The sequence below is a fragment of the Marinomonas maritima genome (assembly GCF_024435075.2).
GTDB lineage: Bacteria > Pseudomonadota > Gammaproteobacteria > Pseudomonadales > Marinomonadaceae > Marinomonas > Marinomonas maritima.
On the sequence record NZ_JAMZEG020000001.1, the window covers coordinates 285,201 to 303,203 of the forward strand.

Below are 18,003 nucleotides of genomic sequence, written 5' to 3' on the forward strand. Positions count from 1 at the left end.
ATGACAAATGTAATTCCATCCGTCTCGGTTAATTATGCTCGTAACGGCAGCTCTAAGAAGTCTAATGAACTGGGGATGCGCGTAATGCAAGAGCGTGCGTACGAAAAGCGAGGGGAACAATACTTACTTATCAAATCTCCCCCTGCGTCTGGTAAGAGTCGTGCTTTGATGTTCGTTGCCCTGGATAAATTGAATAACCAAGGGCTAAAGAAAGCCATTATCGTAGTGCCAGAGAAATCTATTGGCTCTAGCTTTAACAATGAACCACTCAGTGATTTTGGTTTTTATTGGGACTGGAAAGTAGAACCAAAGTGGAACCTATGTAACGCACCAGGAGGGGATGGCGGTAAGGTTAACTCCGTTAAGGCCTTTTTAGACGGTGAAGACCAAACATTAGTCTGTACACATGCCACATTCCGCTTTGCAGTCGATCGCTTCGGGATTGATGCGTTTGATGACTGTTTAATCGCCGTAGATGAGTTTCATCACGTAAGTGCAAACCCAGACAATAAGCTCGGGGCTCATCTTGGTGAACTCATCGCGAGAGATAAAGTCCACATAGTCGCGATGACTGGTTCCTATTTTCGTGGTGATGCAGAAGCTGTACTGGCACCTGATGACGAAGCCAATTTTGAGACAGTTACCTATACTTACTACGAACAGTTAAATGGCTATGAATACCTTAAGACATTAGACATTGGGTATTACTTCTATTCAGGTAGTTATTCAGATGAAATTCTGAATGTGCTCGATGCTGATGAAAAGACAATCATCCATATCCCGAACGTTAATTCACGGGAAAGCACGAAAGATAAGATCCGCGAAGTTGAGCACATCATTGAGTCACTCGGGGAGTGGCAAGGGAGCGACCCTGATACCGGTTTTCAACTCATTAAAGCGGCCAACGGTCGAATATTGAAAATCGCAGATTTAGTCGATGACGATTCTAATAAACGGGATAAAGTAACAGCAGCACTAAGGCGTCCTGAAGCCAAGAATGATAGAGACCTCGTCGATATTATCATTGCGCTAGGTATGGCTAAGGAAGGCTTTGACTGGATTTGGTGTGAACATGCTTTAACCGTGGGCTACCGATCCAGTTTAACGGAAATCATTCAAATCATCGGACGTGCAACACGAGATGCCAAAGGCAAAACACACGCGAAGTTTACTAATTTAATCGCAGAACCCGATGCGACAGAGGAAACGGTTGCTGAGGCCGTAAACGATACGCTGAAGGCGATTGCAGCGAGCCTTTTGATGGAGCAGGTTTTGGCGCCTCGCTTTGAGTTTAAACCCAAGAATAAAGACAGCGGGCCAATCGAGGGTTTCGACTATGGTGATGAAGGGTATGACCCCAATAAAACGAATGTTGGCTTCAATGAGTCTACAGGGCAGTTTCAGATAGAAATAAAGGGCCTAGCCGAGCCTAAGAGTGACAGTGCAAAGCGTATATGTAAGGAAGATCTGAACGAAGTCATCACTTCGTTTGTTCAAGACAAAAGCGCCCTAGAACGCGGTATGTTCGATGAGGAACTTGTTCCTGAGGAATTAACCCAAGTTCGAATGGGTAAAATTGTGAAGGATCGTTACCCTGGGCTGGATGATGAAGACCAGGAAGCTGTGCGCCAGCATGCGATTGCTGCGCTTAACTTGACTCAGCAGGGAAAAGACGAAGCGAACCCAGTCATCGGGTTACCTGATGATAAAGAGTCATCTGCTAACACAGCATTTGTGGAAGGTGTTCGTAAATTTGCCATGAACGTAACGGAGCTGGATATCGATTTGATTGATCGGATTAATCCATTCAGTGAAGCCTATGCGATATTAGCCAAATCGATGAGCGAAGAAAGCCTGAAGCAAGTAGCATCGGTTATTAATGCAAAAAAAGTAAACCTTTCCGAAGAAGAAGCACGAGAGCTTGCAATGCGTGCCGTGCAATTCAAGAAAGAGCGTGGCCGTTTACCTGATATTACGGCTCAGGACCCATGGGAGCGCCGTATGGCTGAAGGCATTGCCTTCATACAACGGAAAGTAGCGGAGAAAGCTAATGGTTGATGTCAGTAATGAAGAGTTGCTCGCACAACTTGGTGTTGAGGTAAAGCAGGAAAAGAAAGCAAAGCTTACACCGCGAGAAGAGCGAATCATAGCCGGCTTTGAGGAGATCCAGCGGTTTTATGACGAGCATGATAGAGAACCTATGCATGGCGAAGATAGAGATATCTTTGAGCGTATGTATGCAACCCGTTTAGACCAAATTCGAAAGAGCGAAGAATGCTTGGAGCTAGTAAAGGGTTTGGATAATCAAGGTCTGTTAGAGAATTCGTATAATGTCGGTGAACCGCCAGCTGAATACAATTCGGATGAGGAGCTTTTAGCAGACTTAGGTATTGAAGCGTCAAAAGAAGATGATATCACTCAGCTAAAGCACGTGAGATCGGCTTCAGAGAAACGGAAAGCTGCAGAAGAAATCGGTAACCGAAAACGTTGCGAAGACTTTGAGAAGTTCAAGCCGTTGTTTGAATCAGTCCAGGAAGACATAAAATCAGGTGCCCGAAAGACCTTACCGTTTAGCAAGGATGGGAGTATTGAAAAAGGTAACTACTTCATTCTATCAGGGCAAAAGGCTTACGTAGCAGAAGTCGGTGAAGCATTCACAGGCTCCGACGGGCGGAATGAATATAGACTAAGGGTGATTTTTGACAATGGAGTTGAAAGCAATCAGTTAATGCATTCACTTCAGAAACGCCTATGGGAAGATGAGACAGGCCGACGAATAAGCGAAAAAGAAAGCAGCGCGGGACCTCTATTTGATGGTGTGGCTGACGAGAATGATTCGGAAAGCGGCACCATCTACATCCTTAGGAGTAAGTCTGATTTACCGGTGATCTCGGAAAATCGAGATGTTATTCATAAGATTGGTGTTACTGGTGGCGACGTTAAAAAACGTATAGCAAACGCACGGGTAGATCCAACCTATCTCATGGCCGATGTAGAAGTTGTTGCTACGTATGAACTTTACAATATCAACCGGAAGAAACTGGAAAATCTGATCCACCATATATTTGAACCAGTACGATTAGATATCGAAATTAACGATCGGTTTGGACACCCAGTAAAGCCTCGTGAGTGGTTTTTAGTTCCAATTTTTGCAATTGATAACGCAGTTGAAAAAATTAAGGATGGGAGTATTTCCTCGTATGTCTATGATTCGAATAAAGCGAATTTAGTTCACCGTGACGAGTCTGCAGAAGAGTGATGTCATTTGATGACTGAGAATCTGCTGTCTTTTCCAATCAATGAGAAACTTACTTTGAAGCACCTTCGTCAAGATATGGAGGATTATTGGTTTTACGACTCGGTACAGGAGCTATTGACTAACAGGCATAGCCTACTTGAGGACCTCTCCAGGAATTTAGAGAGTGGTGCACTTCAGAGTTGAATTCGCGACTCGTGAATGGTAACAGATGGCGTGAAAGAGGGCTTATACATCCTATTCCAGAGCAAGATCAATTGCCCTAGGTGTTGCTAACTATTAAATGTAATACGAGATGATTCTTGACTTAAACGAACTCATTGAAAGCTCTGCCAAGGTTGAGTGATTGATGAGTTCGTCTACGTTATTCCCCCAAATATCATCCACATCGATATCAGAGAAAGTGTCTTGAACATAGTCATGGTAGCCATGATTGCTGTTAGATTGATTATTGGGATTTTCTATACCTTCAAGTAGTCGATCTGTTTGCTCGTAATGATACGAGTCAGGTATAGCTTGATTAAGGCGCTCTGCAAACTCGACTAAATCAGGTTCAGCTAATACGAACATATAGCCAATGGCTGTTTGCTCCTCGGTCATGCGTAAAATACGCCCAAGTATCTGTCTAAAGTAGAGCTCAGTTGTGACATCCGTAAGGTTGCAGCAGACTTGAAGTCTTGGGATGTCAGTGCCTTCGCTAATCATCGCAATACTAATGATCCACTCGCAAGAGTCCTCTCGAAAGCGATCGATAAGCTCAGCAGAGTCTTCTTGTTTGTATGAAACAATGGTTGCACTTTTACCAAAATGTCCCGAAAGAATTGCTTGTATCTGCAAGGCATGTGCGTAAGACGCTGCGACAATTAAGCCACCTGCATTAGAGCTCGTGGTTCGTAACTCATTTAACTTCTGAATGCTCAGTGATAGCATGTATTTAATGACTTCTGGTTGTTTTAAGATCAATCGATAGCTGATATCGCCATTTTCGATAAGGTCTTGAATACTTTGATAGGTATTACTTTCCTGGCCTTTGCGCACTACCACTTGATTTATATCTATCGCTGTAATGTGTGGAGCTCGACAAACGTTATCCTGTATGGCTTCAAGTAAATCGTATGTGAAATCACATTGAATATGGCCTTCAGGATTAGAGTATCGAGCAAGTGGGATTGGGAGAGTGTCTGTACGCCAAGGAGTACCAGTTAACGATAGTGTGTAAGTTGCTAAGTTTTGGATAGTAGAAAGTAGGCTCAATCCCCATGCATTGGCCGGTGAGTCTCCGTCGCCAGCGCAATGGTGAATTTCATCAAAGATTACGAGCACTCGGCTCTTACTTAGGCTGCTAATTAGCTCATTGATACTCGACATAGAGTGATAGGTGCGAGATACGCCTAGAGCTCCTAGCTGGCCATTAAAGGAGCGTTCTAACACATGCTCAAATGTTGAGCGGATACTGTGACTGACCACTTTAGAAGGCGAGAAGCAGACAACATAATCAATCTTTCGGTCGTCGATCAGTTGTTTTGCTACATAGCTGGCCATAAGGGTTTTTCCTGCTCCTGGTGTAGCAAGTACTAATGCGTCAGATTTGTGCTGGTATTGTTCTATTAATTTTGCAATACATTGTTTTTGCCATTCTCTTAACATGCCTTATCACTCTTCATATTCGTTTCTTGTATCACTTTTTTTAGTGCGTTTAAGCGTCCATAAAGTTGAGTCGACTGTTCTTTTGTTTGATGTAATAGCTTTTGAATGATCTGACGATTAGCCGGATACTTAGTCAGAAAATCCCTGTAAGCCTCAATTTCACCTAATATCATTTTTAATTCTGTGCTCGTTTTTGCTTCTTCAATTTTAAGTAGTGTCTCTTGCTGTCTGACTTCGCTTTCAGTATGGCAGACATCATTCGGTTTTGAGTCACACGTTTTTTGATCAAGTAATATAAGCAGTGAATCGCTGAAATGATAGGTTCGAGCGTTGCGTTCCCCGCTGGCCGTTATTAGGTTTTTTGTCGTCAGTATATTAACGTTCTTTGCGATAAATCTGGTTGATTGGACCAAGTTCAATTCGGTTGTACTCGTGGCCAACTGGATGAGTTCCTTTCGCTTGATGCTGGTTCCTTCCACACGTTGTAAGAGTTCTTTGAACGGTTTATTCAAAGAAAATGGTTTAGATGTCATGTTTATGTCTCAAAAAACTGAAAACTTAGGATTGCTAAGTATACAGAAATAAGTAAAACTTAGACAATCTAAGTATGTGAGACTTTAAAGATGAAACCATTTTGTCAGATAACCCAATACCACTGCGGCTCAAGCAAGCTCGCAAAAACATCGGCATTTCCCAGAAAGAACTTGGGATCAAAATAGGTATGGACGCGAGTTCTGCTAGTGGCCGTATGAATCACTATGAGAAAGGCAGACATGTACCTGATGTGGCGACGCTGAGAAAGATTGCAGCGGAGCTCAATGTGCCACTGAATTATTTCTTTTGTGAAGATGATTTAAGCGCTGAGTTAGCATGTTTAATTTCTAAGCTCGATGATAAGAGTAAGAAAGATCTGATAACAGAGCTGCTCGCCACTAAAGGCAGCGATAGCGCTTAGTTGTATTCATCTTTCACCACAGGGTGAACGATGATTTTTCAATTTCCAGTACCACATAACGATGAGCTATTAGGTAGTGTCTTAGCTCGTTTCATTTCTAGGCAGGGCATACGCGAGGATAAAGTAGCACTTGAGCTGCTTTTTGGAAGCCGAAACATAGTGCCTTCGGCTTTGCTTCAAGGTCACCTTTCTGACTTATCTCGACAGGTCTGGCGCTTATGGCCTGCAACTACCGATGAAATGCTAGAAAAACACTCAATACTTCCTGTGTTTAAGTCATTTATTGAACCTAGTAGATATGCAGCCATTTTTTCTGATTTAGCTTTTGATTCTAAAAGTCATTCAATGCTGAAAACAGGAATTAACGCTTCTTCTTTGGAATTTCCAGCTTACTACCGATATTGCCCAATTTGCTTCAATGAGGATATGAAGCAGTATGCTTATAGTTACTGGAGACGGCAATTTCATTTACCAGGCGTAACAGTTTGCTTAACGCATCGATGCGTCTTAGTTAACTCAGAGTTTGATTTAAAACCAAGTCGTCGTCACTCATTTATAGAGGCTTCGAGTCTCTCAACTATGTCGAGACCATCTGCTGATGAAGTCTGTGAAAAACCAATGCTAGTTGATCTGGCTAGTAATATTGATCGATTGCTTCATCAGCCTTTTCCGTACATATCACCAGATCAGTGGACGGTATTTTATGATGCAAGACTTAGAGAGGTTGGATTAAAAAGCACTAAGGGTGTTGAGCATCATCAGGTTGAAAGTCAATTTAGCCAGTATTGGGGGGATAGATTCTTAAAAGAATGCGGCCTAGATCTTGTGGGAGGGGTAACGTGGCTTCAGACATTTTTTCGCAAACATCGAAAGCACTTCTCTTATCTACATCACCTGCTGTGCCTACAAGCACTATTTCCAAATTGGAAGCTGAATGATGTTTTTAGCGAGGCATCAAGTATTAGGGTGCAGTCTGCTAAGAGAGTATATAGCTCTTCTCAAGCTGATTTAAGAGCGCCTGAGTATCGGGCAGTTTGGCATGATCTTAAAAAAGAGAACGCAACTCTCAAGGATATTAGAGCAACGAGGGAAGGAGTTCGAGTGTACTCATGGCTTTATCGATTCGATAATGTATGGTTGAAAGAGCATCTTCCCATCCCGTTCAAAAACAACCGTGGTCGAATTGTCGATTGGAAGAAACGAGATCTAGAAGTGGTTAGGACGCTTTTAAAAATCCGCAGCAACAGTTTTGATGACTTGTCATTACCAAGGATGACCCAGCAATGGTTTATTACTCAAACTAAATTGCGCTGGGGGATTGATAAGCACCTCTCTAAGTTACCGCTTTGCCAACGTTTTTTTATCAAATACACAGAATCTATTGAGGAGTTCCAAGTTCGCCGAGTTCTCGCTATTATCGTTAATGCCATCAACTTTAACGAGCCTATTCCAAGACCATATGAAATTGAACGCCTTGCTGGACTCAGCGAAAAACGGATTCGGGAAGCTACGCGACGAATTATCAGAGAAAATCTCGAAATGGTTCCCTGCTTTAAGTTACCTTCCAAGAGACACCGAACTGGTTAAAATCCACGGGGTGTTTCGATCTAAAAACTTACTGAAAAACAAAGATATCTTTGTCGCCGTTGAGTGGAAAGATGGCGTCACATCATCCTTGCCTATTGAAATGGCTAGTTTTTTGGCACCTGGCTATACATTTCAAGATAAAAAAGTTGTTTCGCAATCTCAGTGTCAGAGACAAATAATTCATATTATTAGTCTAGAGCGTGTCGATAAAGGCTCAGATCATTACCAGTATTACTATAAAACAGATAAGGGTTTGATGAAGTTCACAGCATTTGAACTAGCTAGAACTTTATTTTTTCACAACCCGCATCTTGTTCGAGCATCGTACACTGCTAATGGTTTAAGCGCTCTTGCACTCGTAAACCGTAACCAGTCGCCAATCGAAATCAGCTTCCCTGAAAGTACCAAATACCCTGTTAGCTTCATAGGTACAAAAAGTAAGAGAACGCATTTAGCCTGGATGTTACTTGATGGAGAAGCCAAAAAAAGTGCATTTTCTGTCTTTGAGTCCTTTAAAAATGATGCGGGGAAATTAGGGTTTAAATTTGTCCCACCCAATCTAAAAGGCTGGCAGCTCGAGGTCTCTGTGCTAACTGATCCAGAAGAGAGTTTTACAGAGGTAATTCGTGTAGAAAGGATTGTAGAAGCAATTTTAAACGAGAACGCGTCTGATGTTTTAGTTAATCATCCGAAAACTAAAGATCAAAGCGCTAAAAGTAAGGTGGCAACTTCGAAAAATGGTCATGTCCCAGCAGATGATATTGATCCTGAGCTAGATCTTGGGGATATACCGGGTTTAGGAAAACGACTTCACAACGAGCAACTAAAAGGCTTTTCCTTTAGCTGCTCTGGTATTCGAAGCGTTAAATCATCTAAAGGAAAGAAAGCAGGGAATTCAAAACGTGCGCCGTCTACTGAAGGTCAAGACACCAAAAAAGAAAAAGCAGGCATTGGCATAGCAGAAAAAGATGGTTATGCACAGGAGTTTAGTCCTTCAATCAATCAAGATGATGAGATCACAGAGACTGTCGATTTACCGCAGAAGTTTAGTTTGTTTGCAGAAGTGATTGAAGAAGTTTCAGAATCTGATGGCATTAAGCTTGTTCAGGAAGCTAAGTGCTATAGATTTCCAGAGCCTTCTAATAACAGCAGGGTTGTTTATCAAACGCAATATGAGGACCGACTTAAGTATTTTGTGGCGATTTTAGATATTAAGGGTAGTAACTTGATTCTGGTAGAAGCAGATACAAACAATCTAGAAAAACCTAAAGGGGCCAGTACTTTAATATTAGGCCTAAAAGAAAATGCCACAGAGAACTTTGAAGAAATCCTTCAGAACTTCTCAGATAAAGGAGCTCAGTGGAGCCATGCTTTTATAGAAGAGCGCTGCGACTTTTTTAGCCCTTGTAGACATCCATTGTTGAAAGAAAAGGGTATAGCTCGTACTGATCAGGAGTACAAAGAAAAGTGGGTCGATGACATGAAAGAGAAGTTGAGCGAGTTTAAGACATCTTAGTAAAGAGGCTACAGAAAACTAGTTTCTGTAGCCAAGAAAATGTAACACGTATTGCTTTTACTTCTTCTGGTTTGGGTTTAGTTGAGTCCCGCGGTTGCCTTGAGTTTTATCGTAGGCAGTGTTTGTGCCATTTGAACCTTTGTTGGCGTTTTGTTGGTTTGCACTGTTGTTCTGAGGTGATGTTTTGTTAGACATAACGAAGTCCTTAAGTTAGTAGAATAATTTTGCACTTGGTGCATTTGCATAGTAACTAGGCTTATAGGTACAAATAGGGACATTTAGATTATATGGCAGAGAAAAATAAAAAAATTCAAAAATTGATTCGAGATATTTTGAAAGAGCTTGGCTGGAGTGTGCCGAAATTCGCAACAAAATATCTGACTGATACCAGCGAACATGATGCTAGTGAGGATGAGTATAGGTCCTGTGTAGAGCGAGTAAAAAAACACCTTAGTCGTGATAGCACGAAAGTTGAGGTGCTTGAGACTTATCTGACTTATTTACTTAAAACTTCAGAGTTCAAGAGTTTGGAAGAGGCGGGGAAGGTTAAGTGGCTAGAGACTGAAACGCATATCCTTGAAGATTATCAAAAACTGATTTCAAGTGAGGATGATCCCGCTAGAAAAAAAGTTCTTGAAGTGGCTTCTGCTTATGCGTTATCGATAGGGACGGCATGGGATTTTCATATAGTCAGTATTGATGCAGATGAATTTTATGAAAAGAGATATATAGTCCTTTGGGATGCTGATGTAGGCTTTAACCATGGTTCCGGTAGCTGGGGAACTGCTATGTGTGAAGTGGTTGAAAGTCATTTTGGGTATCCATTCGTGAGGACGTCAAATCATCATTTTCAGACAGGCATGCGGTGTGTCAAAAAAGTATTGGGTTACAATGCAGGAGTTCTGACATTGATGGGGCTGAATTATGGTCCAAATGACCCAAATAATCATCCATCTGTGAAATGCATAGTTGAAATGCTTGAGTGTGATTCTAAATGGGTCATAAAAGATCAACGTCAAATAGTTCTTTAGTTTGAAGTTACCGGATGGATTGTGTTTTGGATGCCTAGTTGGTGTGCGATAAAAATATCAAACTATAATGTCGGAAATTTTAGCGACCTAGAGTTAAAAAATATCAAACTTTACCTCTCTAAGGCTCTCTAAAACGTCATTTTTGTATCAAACTATAATGTCGCCGTACAAGAACTGTACGACTATAATATAGTTTGATGTTTTTTGCCCCCTGCTATCCTCAGATAGACAGGGAGCCAAATTATGAACGATTCGGAAAGATCACTAGATCCAAAAGATGAAAAACGACTAAAAACTAGGTGTATTGGATGTAAGTATGAACCTTTCATCAAAGTCCATGAAATTAGCAGTATAGTCTGAGAAGTCCAGTGATCCAAAAAGATAATATGTCCACTCTAAATCTACATAACCTTTTCATTATAAATGACTAAAAAATAGTCATGCCACAAATATATTTCAAACACATTGTTTGCATGGTTCTTCAGCCTGCATTATCATTGTTCATCAGTTGAACGCCATGACTTAAAGACATTTACACCCGTGGGCTAGATGAAATGAGAGACGCTTTATCTCTGTTATTACGCATCAAACGTAAGGTGCTTGCATGTTAACCGATGAATACCATTACAAAATTCTCAAAGAGCTTCAGCAAGACCCAGATATTAGTCAGCGAGAGTTGGCGAAGCGTCTAGGCATTAGCTTAGGGAAGGCTAATTTCTGCTTAAAAGCGTTAATAGAAAAAGGCTTAGTAAAAGCCGAGAATTTTAAAAATAGTACCCATAAAATAGGGTATTTGTATCTATTAACCCCAAAAGGGATAGAAGAAAAAGTATCGTTAACTCAACGTTTTCTACAGCGTAAATTGAAAGAACATGAAGTGCTTGAAGAAGAAATAGAAAAATTACGTTATGAGGTGAGCCAACTGAATCAGGGAAAAATGTAAATATGATCAAGAAATATAACATCGCTATAGTAGGAACTGGCTACGTAGGCCTGTTTAACGCCATGTTGCTAGCACAACATAACAAAGTAACTGCTGTGGACATTATCCCCCAAGAAGTGACAATGCTAAACAATAAGAAATCGCCTATTGTAGATGCGGAAATTGAAGATTTTTTGACGAATAAGTCGCTCTACTTTAAAGCAACGATGGATAAACAAGAAGCCTATCAAGATGCGGCGTTTGTGATCATTGCTACTCCGACTGATTACGATCCAATTACCAATTACTTTAATACGGATTCGGTCGAAAGCGTAATTCAAGACGTTCTTGCTATTAATCCCAATGCGGTAGTGGTGATTAAATCGACCGTGCCAGTGGGTTATACGAAAAGTGTGAATAAAAAATTTAATACCACAAATATTTTTTTCTCACCTGAGTTTCTACGAGAAGGTAAGGCGCTTCATGATAACTTGTATCCCTCACGAATCATCGTAGGTGAGCGCTCGCAGAGAGCGGAAGTCTTTGCAGGCTTACTTAAACAAGGGGCAATAAAAGACGACATTGATATTCTGTTTATAGGCAGCGCTGAAGCTGAAGCCGTTAAGCTATTTTCGAATACTTACTTAGCCCTTCGAGTTGCTTACTTTAATGAGCTAGATACTTATTGTGAATCCCAGAGTCTAGACACGAAGCAAATCATTGATGGTGTATCACTGGACCCTCGAATCGGCAATCACTATAACAATCCAAGTTTTGGCTACGGTGGCTACTGCCTGCCAAAAGATACCAAACAATTGTTAGCAAACTATCAGGATATCCCTAACAACCTAATTAGAGCAATTGTTGATTCAAATTCGACACGCAAAGACTTTATTGCTGACTCTATTATTAAGTGCAATCCTAAAGTTGTCGGTGTCTACCGATTAGTGATGAAAACAGGCAGCGACAATTTTCGAGCATCGGCTATTCAGGGAGTAATGAAACGAATAAAAGCGAAAGGCATAGAAGTTGTGATCTATGAGCCTGAATTACATGAGAATGAATTTTTCCACTCAGAAGTTTATGGCGATTTGGATGAATTTAAGTGTATTTCAGATGTAATTATTGCTAACCGCATGACTAGTGACCTTGATGATGTCTTTGTTAAAGTTTATACACGCGATTTGTTTGGTAGTGATTAATAATATGAATAAAATTAATATTAACTCTACTTTTAAACGAAAGGATCTATTTTGAAAATCATTCCAGTTATTTTGTCTGGTGGAGTAGGAAGTCGTCTATGGCCATTGTCTCGTGAGCATTTCCCTAAACAATGCCTTCCACTAACCGATACCCAATATAGTTTATTACAGCAAACAGTTAACCGAACCAGTGCTTTAGATGTAAGTGCCCCAATTATTGTTTGTAACGAAGATCATCGTTTTTTGATTGCTCAACAACTACAAGAGATTGGTCTGAAGGACGCTAGTGTTGTTCTTGAACCAAATGGCCGAAATACCGCGCCTGCTATTGCGTTGGCTGCATTAGAGGCTCAGCACAGGCAGCAAGATGATGTATTGTTATTAGTTTTGCCTGCAGATCATGTGATTCGCAATATTAAAGCTTTTGAATCTGCGATTGCAAAAGCTGTTGAGCTTGCCAGTAATAATGCCTTGGTGACATTTGGTGTACAACCAACTTGTTCTGAAACAGGCTATGGCTATATCCGCGCTGGTGTAGATTTTACTGTTGTCGAGTTTGTTGAAAAACCGGACCTAGCAACGGCACAACAGTATTTAGAATCAGGTGATTATTTATGGAATAGTGGTATGTTCCTATTTAAAGCCAAAACCTATCTTGAAGAGCTTTCTACACATCGAGCTGATATTTTTAATGCTGTTAGTCTTGCTTACGAGCAGCGTACGGAAGACATGGATTTTGTTCGAGTCGATACGGCGGTTTTTTCTAATTGCCCTGCAGAATCGATTGATTACGCTGTCATGGAACCAACTAAGAAGGCCAAAGTTGTTCCTTATGCTGGTGATTGGAGTGACATTGGGGCATGGGATGCGCTTTATGATTATGCCGACAAAGATGATGAACAAAATGTTTTGTTAGGTGATGTGATGTCTGAAGGTTCTTCCAACTGCTTGATACGTTCGGAGACACGTTTAGTTGCAGCTGTTGGGGTGAATAGTCTTGTTATTGTTGAAACCGCCGACGCAGTTCTTGTAATGGATAAAAACAATGCCCAAGACGTTAAAAAAATCGTTAAGCGTATCCAAGCAGAAGGTCGCGAGGAGCATATGTACCATACAACAGTGCATCGTCCTTGGGGAACTTACCAAACGGTTGACCTAGGTGAACGCCATCAAGTGAAGCGCATTATGGTGAAGCCCGGTGAAAAACTGAGTGTGCAAATGCATCATCATAGAGCTGAGCATTGGGTAGTTGTGTCTGGCACTGCAAAAGTACAAAACGGAGAAAAAGAAATTTTACTTACGGAAAATGAATCTACTTATATTCCGGTTGGTGTAGTTCATGCTTTAGAAAATCCTGGAAAAATTCCATTGGAGCTGGTTGAAGTGCAAACGGGTAGTTACCTTGGGGAGGACGATATTGTTCGCTTCAGTGATCTCTATGGACGTTAATCTAAAAGTTTTATTGTGAAAGAAGAGCGTATGAGACAAGTTTTTGTAAAACAGCTTGCTGATGAGCTAGGTGTGGCGTTCGGCACTAGTGGCGTTCGAGGTCTTGTAAAAGACTTAACACCAGAGCTTTGTTTTGCTTTAGTTACGTCATTTATTCAAGAAGTTTGCCCTAATGTGACTCAAGTAGCGGTGGGTATAGATTTGAGACCAAGTAGTACAGGCATTGCCAAAGCTTGTTTATCTGCCATTGAAGCATCTGGCGTAAAAGCTATTTATTGTGGTGCTCTGCCAACCCCCGCATTAGCTTTTTATGCCATACAAAACAACATATCAGCGATAATGATCACTGGCAGTCATATCCCATTTGATCGTAATGGTATTAAATTTTATCGTCCAGATGGTGAAATTAGTAAAGCAGATGAAGTTGCCATTATGGCCGGTAATGTTGCTATTCCTAGTAATTTATCAACTCAAATGGCTAATAGCGAATTACCTAATGCTAAACTTGATGCTACTAAGTTATTTAAACTGCGTTACACGAACTTATTTCCGACCAATATGTTGGAAGGCAAACGTATCGGTGTTTATGAGCACTCAAGCGTGGCACGGGATATGATCAAAGATTTATTGTCCTACTTTGGTGCTGAGGTTATTTCATTAGAACGTACCAATATATTTGTGCCGATAGATACAGAAGCAGTGTCAGAGGAAGATAAACATAAAGGCCTAAATTGGTCTAAAGAATATGAGTTGGATGCGATTATTTCGACTGACGGAGATGGGGATAGACCACTAATAGCGAACGAAAAAGGTGAGTGGCTACGAGGTGACATCGTTGGCGTATTGTGTGCGAATTATCTCAATGCAACCCATGTCGCTGCGCCAGTAAATGTAAGTACAGTATTAGAGATAGAAAGCTCGAAGCAGAGCCCAGCAAGAGTCTGCTCACGAACTAAAATAGGCTCTCCTTATGTCATTGCTGGTATGGAAGTACTTCTTAAAGAAGCATCTAATACAACAGTAACGGTTAATGTGGTTGGTTACGAAGCTAATGGTGGTTTTTTGATCGGTTCGGATATGCAAATAAATAACAAAGTGCTGAGTATGCTGCCAACAAGAGACTCTGTTTTACCTGCTTTAATTGTATTAGCTATGTCGTTTGAGCAACGTATACCTGTGAGTCAGCTCAGTTTAGAATTTGCATCACGTTTCACTGCGAGTGACAGAGTAAAAGACATTCCAATTGAAGTTAGCTATAGACTGATTGCAGACATCAAGGCTAATAAAGAGAAAAGAGCAAAGCTATTAGTTTGTTGTGCGGCAGAAGGTGAAGCTTTAGAAGTGATAGATATTGATGAAACTGATGGGTTGAGAATGACGTTGAATAATGGAGATATAGTACATCTAAGGCCGTCTGGTAATGCCCCAGAGCTTAGGTGTTATATTGAAAGTGATGACCAAGAAAAGGCGAATGTCATGACTGGCCTGCTTTTAAATCAAATTATGAGATTAGTCATTGTCTGACTTTTTCGGAATTAAGGTAGCTATAAAAAATGGCCAAATACACAATAACTTTACATCCATCAGGCACTGTATTTGAGGGTGACTCTAGTAAGTCTATTCTTGATTCGGCCGTAGAGGCAGGTATTGCATTAGAACATAGTTGTAAAACAGGAAGTTGTGGTGTATGTGAAGCAAGAGTGATTTCATCTGAATGTAATGAACTTGATGGAGGCGTTTTACTTACTTGTCAAACAATGCCGTCGTGTAGTTTAACGTTAGAGGCTGAGTACTTTCCTGAATTAGCTAATATTAAATGCCTTACTGCACCAGCGAAAGTAAACTCTATTCTTTATAAAAATGAAAACGTTATCTCCTTAGGGCTTAGGCTTCCACCTAGGGTTAAATTTGATTTCCTTCCTGGACAATATTTAGATTTGAAATACCAAGGCATAACAAGAAGTTACTCTATTGCTTCAATACCTAATAGAGAGAACACTATCGAATTACATTTTAAGCGTGTCTTGGGTGGACAAATGAGTGAGAAAATATTTTCACTCATTAAGGAAAATCAGTTGCTGCAGGTTGAAGGGCCAAAAGGAACGTTCTTTTTTCATAATAAAAAGACAGGTCCTATTATTTTTATTGCTACAGGAACAGGCTTTGCTCCTATTAAAGCAATGGTCAGTCAACTGATTCAAGGTCAGCAACTTGACCGACCTATTTATATCTATTGGGGAAATCGGTCGTCTGATCTTTTTTACGACGAGCAAATTCTTTTAGATTGGAGTGAGCGTTTTGATTCTATTAAAGTGGAGTTCTGTCTTTCAAAAGTAGAAGAAAATTGTGTTGGTCGCATTGGCTATGTTCAAAATTGTGTACTAGAAGACAGTGTAAGTCTCAGTGATGCGGAAGTGTATGCGTGTGGCTCTATTGAGATGATTGACTCAGCAAAGAGTTCTTTAGTAAACGCAGGTTTAGATAGAGATAGTTTTTACTCTGATGCCTTTGTTGCATCTTAAATACTTTAAGGAATTTTCATGAAAGCGGTTATTTTAGCAGGTGGTTTGGGGACGCGTCTAAGTGAAGAGACGGTTACTAAACCAAAGCCAATGGTTGAAATCGGTGGTAAACCTATCCTTTGGCATATTATGAAAATGTATTCCAATCATGGGATTACAGATTTTATAGTATGTTGTGGGTACAAAGGCTATGTCATCAAAGAATACTTTGCTAATTACTTCCTTCATATGTCAGATGTGACTTTTAATATGAAGGACAATAAAATGACGGTCCATGAGATGCGTGCAGAGCCATGGACGGTGACCTTGGTCGATACCGGTGATAGTTCAATGACTGGTGGTCGCCTTCGTCGAGTTGCTGACTATATAAAAAACGAAGAAGCATTTTGCTTTACTTATGGTGATGGAGTATCTGATATAGATATTGCGAAAACTATTCGGTTTCATAAAACTCATGGTAAGCAAGCTACGTTAACGGCAACTTATCCACCAGGGCGCTTTGGTGCTCTAGATATGAAAAATGGACTGGTCCGTAGTTTCAAAGAAAAGCCCCAAGGTGATGGGGCGATGATTAATGGTGGCTTTTTTGTGCTCTCACCTAAGGTTTTAGATTTAATCGATGGGGATTCATCGACATGGGAGAAGGAGCCTCTTATGACTTTAGCTGATAGGGGGGAGTTAATGGCTTATGAGCATGAAGGTTTCTGGCAGCCAATGGATACTCTTAGAGATAAACATTATCTAGAGGAATTGTGGGATTTAGGTAAAGCACCTTGGAAAAAATGGGATTGATGTGATTATGAAAGCCTCTGTTAACCCAATATTTTGGTCTGGTAAGCGTGTCTTTTTAACCGGACATACTGGTTTTAAAGGAAGTTGGTTGAGTCTGTGGTTGCAAAGTATGGGGGCTGAGGTTAAAGGTTTTTCTTTAGAACCACCAACAACACCAGCACTTTTTGATGTTGCAGATGTGGCAGTTGGTATGGAAAGTGATATTGGTGATATTCGTAATCGTGAGCTGATTATGGAAAGCATGTGTGTATTCAACCCTGAAATTCTAATTCATATGGCAGCCCAGCCGCTTGTGAGGCTTTCTTATATTGAGCCAGTTGAGACCTATGCAACGAATGTAATGGGGACCATTCATGTATTAGAGGCAGCTCGAAAGTGTTCCAACTTGAAAGCAATTGTTAATGTAACGACTGATAAGTGTTACGAAAATAAAGAGTGGGAGTGGGGATATCGAGAAGATGAGCCAATGGGAGGCTTTGATCCATACAGTAATAGTAAAGGGTGTGTAGAGCTAGTCACCAGTGCCTACCGTCAATCGTTTTTTTCATCAAAGGACACCGCGAACCTGGCTTCTGCTCGGGCTGGTAATGTTATTGGTGGTGGAGATTGGGCGTTAGATAGGCTCATACCCGATATATTAAAAGCGTTTGAAAGAGAGGATGCTGTTGTAGTTCGTAATCCACTGGCCACCAGGCCTTGGCAGCACGTCTTAGAACCATTAAGCGGTTATTTAATACTGGCGGAAGCTTTATTCCATAGCTATGACAATGAAAAAATGGACGATGTAACAGAAGGTTGGAATTTTGGCCCAAAAGATGATGACGCAAAGCCTGTTGAGTGGATTTTAAATGTAATGGTTGAACAGTGGTGCGGAAATGCAAGTTGGCAGCTAGATACAAATCCACAGCCTCATGAGGCAAATTTTTTGAAATTAGATATTTCAAAAGCCAGAGCTAAATTGTATTGGGGACCAACTTGGCACTTAGATCATACGTTAAGTAAAATTATTGAATGGCACAAAGCTTGGATAAATAAAAAAGACATGCGTTTAGTATGTATGCAAGAAATTAATGACTATATAAATGATATGGATAAAATCCATTAGTTTCCAAGAAGTATGGCAG

The 18,003-nt window shown here is 40.7% G+C and carries 16 protein-coding genes; 13 read left to right on the forward strand and 3 right to left on the reverse strand.

What is annotated here, in order from left to right; all coding sequences use genetic code 11:
• Entirely contained in the window at positions 1-2,058 is a 2,058-nt protein-coding gene (locus tag M3I01_RS01470; protein WP_255893785.1) for a DEAD/DEAH box helicase, read from the forward strand.
• Positions 2,051-3,259 (forward strand): GIY-YIG nuclease family protein, encoded by a 1,209-nt coding sequence (locus tag M3I01_RS01475; RefSeq protein ID WP_255893786.1) that lies wholly within the window; start codon positions 2,051-2,053, stop codon positions 3,257-3,259. Before M3I01_RS01470 ends, M3I01_RS01475 begins: the two co-directional genes overlap by 8 nt.
• A gap of 276 nt (positions 3,260-3,535) precedes the next feature.
• Here the strand turns inward: M3I01_RS01475 and M3I01_RS01480 are convergent, their stop codons facing one another.
• Both M3I01_RS01480 and M3I01_RS01485 read right to left on the reverse strand, forming a co-directional pair.
• Positions 3,536-4,903: a DEAD/DEAH box helicase gene (locus M3I01_RS01480; RefSeq protein WP_255893787.1), complete on the reverse strand. Its 1,368-nt coding sequence runs from the start codon at positions 4,901-4,903 to the stop codon at positions 3,536-3,538.
• A complete protein-coding gene (locus M3I01_RS01485; RefSeq protein WP_255893788.1) occupies positions 4,897-5,436 on the reverse strand; it encodes a hypothetical protein in 540 nt (179 codons plus the stop codon). The genes M3I01_RS01480 and M3I01_RS01485 overlap by 7 nt, the downstream gene beginning before the upstream one ends.
• A gap of 101 nt (positions 5,437-5,537) precedes the next feature.
• Here M3I01_RS01485 and M3I01_RS01490 point away from each other — a divergent pair, with 101 nt between their 5' ends.
• From M3I01_RS01490 to M3I01_RS01500, 3 genes are all read left to right on the forward strand, one after another.
• Positions 5,538-5,858 carry a helix-turn-helix domain-containing protein gene (locus M3I01_RS01490; RefSeq protein WP_255893789.1) on the forward strand — a complete coding sequence of 107 codons (321 nt, stop codon included), beginning with the start codon at positions 5,538-5,540 and terminating at the stop codon, positions 5,856-5,858.
• A 30-nt stretch (positions 5,859-5,888) separates the two neighbouring features.
• Positions 5,889-7,445: a TnsD family Tn7-like transposition protein gene (locus M3I01_RS01495; RefSeq protein ID WP_255893790.1), complete on the forward strand. Its 1,557-nt coding sequence runs from the start codon at positions 5,889-5,891 to the stop codon at positions 7,443-7,445.
• A gap of 460 nt (positions 7,446-7,905) precedes the next feature.
• A complete protein-coding gene (locus M3I01_RS01500; protein ID WP_255894777.1) occupies positions 7,906-8,961 on the forward strand; it encodes a Tn7-like element transposition protein TnsE in 1,056 nt (351 codons plus the stop codon).
• Between the two features lie 57 nt (positions 8,962-9,018).
• Here M3I01_RS01500 and M3I01_RS01505 read toward each other — a convergent pair whose 3' ends face one another.
• Positions 9,019-9,156, reverse strand: coding sequence for a hypothetical protein (locus M3I01_RS01505; RefSeq protein WP_255893791.1), 138 nt, complete (start codon positions 9,154-9,156; stop codon positions 9,019-9,021).
• A gap of 92 nt (positions 9,157-9,248) precedes the next feature.
• Here M3I01_RS01505 and M3I01_RS01510 point away from each other — a divergent pair, with 92 nt between their 5' ends.
• The 8 genes from M3I01_RS01510 (at position 9,249) to rfbG (ending at position 17,984) form a co-directional block, all read left to right on the forward strand.
• Positions 9,249-9,992: a hypothetical protein gene (locus tag M3I01_RS01510; protein ID WP_255893792.1), complete on the forward strand. Its 744-nt coding sequence runs from the start codon at positions 9,249-9,251 to the stop codon at positions 9,990-9,992.
• A 604-nt stretch (positions 9,993-10,596) separates the two neighbouring features.
• A complete protein-coding gene (locus tag M3I01_RS01515) occupies positions 10,597-10,935 on the forward strand; it encodes a MarR family EPS-associated transcriptional regulator (RefSeq protein ID WP_255893793.1) in 339 nt (112 codons plus the stop codon).
• Positions 10,936-10,937: 2 nt separating this feature from the next.
• On the forward strand, positions 10,938-12,116 hold the full coding sequence (locus M3I01_RS01520; RefSeq protein ID WP_255893794.1) for a nucleotide sugar dehydrogenase: 1,179 nt from the start codon (positions 10,938-10,940) through the stop codon (positions 12,114-12,116).
• Between the two features lie 51 nt (positions 12,117-12,167).
• Positions 12,168-13,565: a mannose-1-phosphate guanylyltransferase/mannose-6-phosphate isomerase gene (locus M3I01_RS01525; RefSeq protein ID WP_275564874.1), complete on the forward strand. Its 1,398-nt coding sequence runs from the start codon at positions 12,168-12,170 to the stop codon at positions 13,563-13,565.
• A gap of 30 nt (positions 13,566-13,595) precedes the next feature.
• On the forward strand, positions 13,596-15,089 hold the full coding sequence (locus M3I01_RS01530) for a phosphomannomutase (protein ID WP_255893795.1): 1,494 nt from the start codon (positions 13,596-13,598) through the stop codon (positions 15,087-15,089).
• 29 nt (positions 15,090-15,118) lie between these two features.
• Positions 15,119-16,087 carry an FAD-binding oxidoreductase gene (locus M3I01_RS01535; RefSeq protein WP_255893796.1) on the forward strand — a complete coding sequence of 323 codons (969 nt, stop codon included), beginning with the start codon at positions 15,119-15,121 and terminating at the stop codon, positions 16,085-16,087.
• Between the two features lie 18 nt (positions 16,088-16,105).
• Positions 16,106-16,879 carry a glucose-1-phosphate cytidylyltransferase gene (gene rfbF, locus M3I01_RS01540; RefSeq protein WP_275564875.1) on the forward strand — a complete coding sequence of 258 codons (774 nt, stop codon included), beginning with the start codon at positions 16,106-16,108 and terminating at the stop codon, positions 16,877-16,879.
• A 7-nt stretch (positions 16,880-16,886) separates the two neighbouring features.
• Positions 16,887-17,984 carry a CDP-glucose 4,6-dehydratase gene (gene rfbG / locus M3I01_RS01545; protein WP_275564876.1) on the forward strand — a complete coding sequence of 366 codons (1,098 nt, stop codon included), beginning with the start codon at positions 16,887-16,889 and terminating at the stop codon, positions 17,982-17,984.
• The last annotated feature ends 19 nt before the right edge of the window (positions 17,985-18,003 follow it).

Bases quoted from the DNA above. Each gene is read 5' to 3' on its own strand.
- M3I01_RS01515 (WP_255893793.1), top strand. From the start codon at position 10,597: ATGTTAACCGATGAATACCATTACAAAATTCTCAAAGAGCTTCAGCAA.
- M3I01_RS01495 (WP_255893790.1), top strand. From the start codon at position 5,889: ATGATTTTTCAATTTCCAGTACCACATAACGATGAGCTATTAGGTAGT.
- M3I01_RS01505 (WP_255893791.1), bottom strand. From the start codon at position 9,156: ATGTCTAACAAAACATCACCTCAGAACAACAGTGCAAACCAACAAAAC.
- M3I01_RS01510 (WP_255893792.1), top strand. From the start codon at position 9,249: ATGGCAGAGAAAAATAAAAAAATTCAAAAATTGATTCGAGATATTTTG.
- M3I01_RS01520 (WP_255893794.1), top strand. From the start codon at position 10,938: ATGATCAAGAAATATAACATCGCTATAGTAGGAACTGGCTACGTAGGC.
- M3I01_RS01480 (WP_255893787.1), bottom strand. From the start codon at position 4,903: ATGTTAAGAGAATGGCAAAAACAATGTATTGCAAAATTAATAGAACAA.
- M3I01_RS01470 (WP_255893785.1), top strand. From the start codon at position 1: ATGACAAATGTAATTCCATCCGTCTCGGTTAATTATGCTCGTAACGGC.
- M3I01_RS01485 (WP_255893788.1), bottom strand. From the start codon at position 5,436: ATGACATCTAAACCATTTTCTTTGAATAAACCGTTCAAAGAACTCTTA.
- M3I01_RS01475 (WP_255893786.1), top strand. From the start codon at position 2,051: ATGGTTGATGTCAGTAATGAAGAGTTGCTCGCACAACTTGGTGTTGAG.
- M3I01_RS01500 (WP_255894777.1), top strand. From the start codon at position 7,906: ATGTTACTTGATGGAGAAGCCAAAAAAAGTGCATTTTCTGTCTTTGAG.
- M3I01_RS01535 (WP_255893796.1), top strand. From the start codon at position 15,119: ATGGCCAAATACACAATAACTTTACATCCATCAGGCACTGTATTTGAG.
- rfbG (WP_275564876.1), top strand. From the start codon at position 16,887: ATGAAAGCCTCTGTTAACCCAATATTTTGGTCTGGTAAGCGTGTCTTT.
- rfbF (WP_275564875.1), top strand. From the start codon at position 16,106: ATGAAAGCGGTTATTTTAGCAGGTGGTTTGGGGACGCGTCTAAGTGAA.
- M3I01_RS01530 (WP_255893795.1), top strand. From the start codon at position 13,596: ATGAGACAAGTTTTTGTAAAACAGCTTGCTGATGAGCTAGGTGTGGCG.